Source organism: Pontibacterium sp. (assembly GCF_041587635.1).
Classification (GTDB): domain Bacteria; phylum Pseudomonadota; class Gammaproteobacteria; order Pseudomonadales; family Balneatricaceae; genus Pontibacterium.
In genome coordinates, this window is sequence record NZ_JBFGYC010000436.1 from 1 (window position 1) to 3,487 (window position 3,487).

The 3,487-nt window shown below is 50.5% G+C and carries 3 protein-coding genes and 2 tRNA genes; 1 reads left to right on the forward strand and 4 read right to left on the reverse strand.

From position 1 onward, the window contains the following. Window positions 1-205 precede the first annotated feature (205 nt). Window positions 206-442 (reverse strand): sulfurtransferase TusA family protein, encoded by a 237-nt coding sequence (locus tag ABYW01_RS17000; protein WP_372835012.1) that lies wholly within the window; start codon window positions 440-442, stop codon window positions 206-208. Between the two features lie 242 nt (window positions 443-684). Between ABYW01_RS17000 and ABYW01_RS17005 the strand changes: the two genes are divergently transcribed. After that, window positions 685-1,989, forward strand: coding sequence for a M48 family metalloprotease (locus ABYW01_RS17005; RefSeq protein WP_372835015.1), 1,305 nt, complete (start codon window positions 685-687; stop codon window positions 1,987-1,989). 85 nt (window positions 1,990-2,074) lie between these two features. On the opposite strand, the gene nadA is transcribed toward ABYW01_RS17005, so the two are convergent. From nadA to ABYW01_RS17020, 3 genes are all read right to left on the reverse strand, one after another. Then, the gene (nadA, locus tag ABYW01_RS17010) at window positions 2,075-3,127 is read right to left on the reverse strand and encodes a quinolinate synthase NadA (RefSeq protein WP_372835018.1); all 1,053 of its coding nucleotides are present in this window, start codon (window positions 3,125-3,127) and stop codon (window positions 2,075-2,077) included. Between the two features lie 185 nt (window positions 3,128-3,312). Beyond that, window positions 3,313-3,388: transfer RNA gene (locus tag ABYW01_RS17015), tRNA-Lys, on the reverse strand. A gap of 22 nt (window positions 3,389-3,410) precedes the next feature. Further along, window positions 3,411-3,486: transfer RNA gene (locus tag ABYW01_RS17020), tRNA-Lys, on the reverse strand. Window position 3,487 lies beyond the last annotated feature (1 nt).

The following is a 3,487-nucleotide window of genomic DNA, read 5'->3' on the forward strand; positions in this document are numbered from 1 at the left end:
CAGCCAGCTCACCGCGCCTTGCATGAGAAAGGCCAGAATCAGCCCCGCAAACACCGGCGTAAGCATCTGCCCCAACGTAAGGATGATCAGCAACGCACCACCCAGCAGGACAAACAGCAAAACCGCCTCTTCGTCGGAAAAATAGCGGTCTATCCACTTGCTGAAGATCTTACGCATCTTTACTCTCAACTCTCAGATTAAACAATTATCCGCGACGGATAATATAGACATAGGGTTCATGATCAGTGAACGATTCCAACATCACGTGGTCCGATTGATCAGTGTACGCTTTGAAGTCACGGATTGAACCCGCATCAGTCGCGATTACCTTCAGCACTTGCCCCACATCTAATCGGTTAAGTGCCTGCTTTGCTTTCAAAAGCGGCAACGGACAGTTCATACCTGAAGCGTCCAGAGTGTCATCAATTACAGGTTTAGTCATTAACGTATCTTTACCGCGTACTGGGTTGAGTAGAATTCACAGGCCCAGCACTATATAACAATTTATTCAGTATTAGCAGCGCGTTTTCAGACGGATTCTAACCCATGCATATTTATCGCTTTTTTCTCCCGTTGATAACATCTTTAATGCTGTTATCTCAGACTAATTCACTACACGCAGCCGATACCGGACTGCCCTCAATCAGCGAAAGCGGGTTTTCCACCACGCCTCAGGAAGAATATATGCTGGGACGAACCTGGGTGCGCATGCTAAGAGGTTCGGCTCAACTCTACGAAGATCCGATCGTTGTCGCCTATTTGGAGGACCTGCTTTGGGATGTTGCTGAACATAGCCAACTAACAGACCGTCGCCTGGAACTGGTGGTCTTAGACAACCCGACACTGAACGCATTTGCCGTACCCGGCGGCATTGTTGGTATCCATACAGGTCTGGTTGAGGCCGCTCAAAGCGAAGACGAACTCGCCTCGGTTATCGCACATGAACTGGCTCATTTAAGCCAACGACATTATGCAGCCAACGTAGACCAACAGAAACGCAACCGGCCATTTATGCTTGCGGCATTACTGGGTAGCTTGCTTGTTGCCGCCGCAGACAGCCAAGGCGGGATCGCGGCCATATCCTCGACTGTCGCAGCCTCTCAAGCCTCTAGCCTTGCATTTAGCCGCCAGAATGAACGCGAGGCGGACTATATCGGCATGCAAACGCTGGCAGAAGCCGGCTTCGACCCTAAAGCGATGCCCAACATGTTCTCACGCCTCCAGGCCAATGCTCGCTACGGCCGGAAACCGCCGGAATTCCTGCTCACCCATCCGGTCACAGAGTCTCGCGTAGCCGACTCGCTTAACCGGGCAGCCAACCTGCCATCGCCGAAAAAAAGAGCAGACGCTATCGATTATGATTTAGTGCAGTCTCGAATCATCGCCCATTACTCGAAAGATACCGACCAGCTTTTAGCGAATCTGGCCGATCAACGCAAAAGTCAGGATAGCAATTCACTACGCTATGCGACGGTGATGGCGGCAATAGCAGCAGAAAAGTTCGACGTAGCTGAGCGTGCGCTCTCAGGAATGAGCAAAGCCTTCTTACAAAAGCTTCCTGTCCGGTTGGCCAAAGCTGAGCTGAGTATCGCGCAAAAGCACTACGATAAAGCGTCACAACAGCTACGCTCCGTTCTGAAACTGTTCCCTGACAACTACCCAACCAACGCTTTATATGCAGAATTATTACTGCACCAAGGCCAGAACAGCCATGCAATCGCAGTTTACAAACGACTTGCAGCACAACGCCCGACTGACGTTAACGTGTGGTACAACCTGGCGGAAGTTCAGGGACTCGCGGGCAACACACTGGATGTACATATGGCTCGCATCGAGTACTTCATGCTGACCGGCAACATAGACCTTGCCATCCGGCAGGTGAAGTTTGCTTTACGCACACCCCAACTGAGCAGCGAAGAAAGAGCTCGCCTGGAAACCCTCGAAGTAGAAGCAAAATACCTGCGGCAACAGATGCGACGCGTCATGTGACACTCAGAGCTTCTCTGCCAAAAAAAAGCCGCATATGAATGCGGCTTTTTTATTTTCCATGGCCGACAGCGGCCACCAGTGCGGTTTATTTGTTCAATTCTGCAGAGAAATCTAGCATGCGCTGCAGTGGACGACGCGCGTCTTCAATCAGCGCAGCATCCACAATCACTTCTTCCTGCCCCTGCTGAAGACACTGCAGGATATTATCCAATCCGTTCAATGCCATCCACGGACAATGCGCACAGCTGCGACATGTCGCCCCGGAGCCACCCGTTGGTGCTTCCATAAATTCTTTGCCAGGAGCCGCTTGCTGCATCTTGTAGAAAATCGCGCGATCGGTGGCCACAATAAACTTCTGGTTTGGCAAATCCCGTGCCGCCTGAATCAGCTGGGAAGTTGACCCGACAGCATCGGCAATTTCAACAACAGAATCAGGGGATTCAGGATGCACCAAAACAGCCGCATCCGGATATACGCTTTTCAGCTCCAGAATACCCTTCGCTTTGAACTCCTCATGCACAATGCAGGCACCATCCCACATCAGCATTTCGATACCGGTCTGCTTCTGGACATAACCACCCAGATGCTTGTCTGGCGCCCAGATAATTTTCTTACCTTCATCCGCCAAATGCTCAACCACCTGCAACGCAATGCTGGAGGTCACAACCCAGTCCGCACGTGCCTTCACCGCCGCCGATGTATTCGCATACACAACCACTTCATGATCAGGGTGGGCGTCACAGAAAGCCGAGAATTCCTCGATAGGACAACCGATATCCAGCGAGCAGGTCGCTTCCAGCGTCGGCATCAGGATACGCTTCTCAGGACTCAGGATTTTCGCTGTTTCCCCCATGAAGCGGACACCCGCAACAATCAGAGTACTCGCTTCATGAGCGCTACCAAAACGAGCCATCTCCAAGGAATCAGACACACACCCGCCGGTTTCATCGGCCAGCTCCTGAATCAAGCCATCAGTGTAGTAATGCGCGACAAGACACGCATCCTTCTCTATTAACAGTTTTTTAATCTGCTCTTTGTACTCTTCGATCTCTTTGCGATCATGACCGGATGGAAGATGCTCTTTCGCAAAGTGTTCTTGCACCAGAATACGGTCGGAGATTTCCTGCTTGCTCAACATGTAAGTAACTGTTTCTTTTTTATATAGGCTGTATTGAAACTCCAGACGCAAAGGCATCTGGCCGCAGGCCTGATTATACCATAGTCAGGTCACTGCTAAATGACTGGATAGAGATAAAAACGACAACAAAGTTTGTTTAAAACAGAAACGAAAAAGGAGCACCGCAGCGCTCCTTTTTCTGAATATGGTGGGTCGTATAGGATTCGAACCTATGACCAATTGGTTAAAAGCCAACTGCTCTACCAACTGAGCTAACGACCCGGCAGAGAATCATCGAGTAAAATGGTGGGTCGTATAGGATTCGAACCTATGACCAATTGGTTAAAAGCCAACTGCTCTACCAACTGAGCTAACGACCCG

Coding starts and splice junctions, on each gene's coding strand:
- ABYW01_RS17000 (WP_372835012.1), bottom strand. CDS start 442: ATGACTAAACCTGTAATTGATGACACTCTGGACGCTTCAGGTATGAAC.
- ABYW01_RS17005 (WP_372835015.1), top strand. CDS start 685: ATGCTGGGACGAACCTGGGTGCGCATGCTAAGAGGTTCGGCTCAACTC.
- nadA (WP_372835018.1), bottom strand. CDS start 3,127: ATGTTGAGCAAGCAGGAAATCTCCGACCGTATTCTGGTGCAAGAACAC.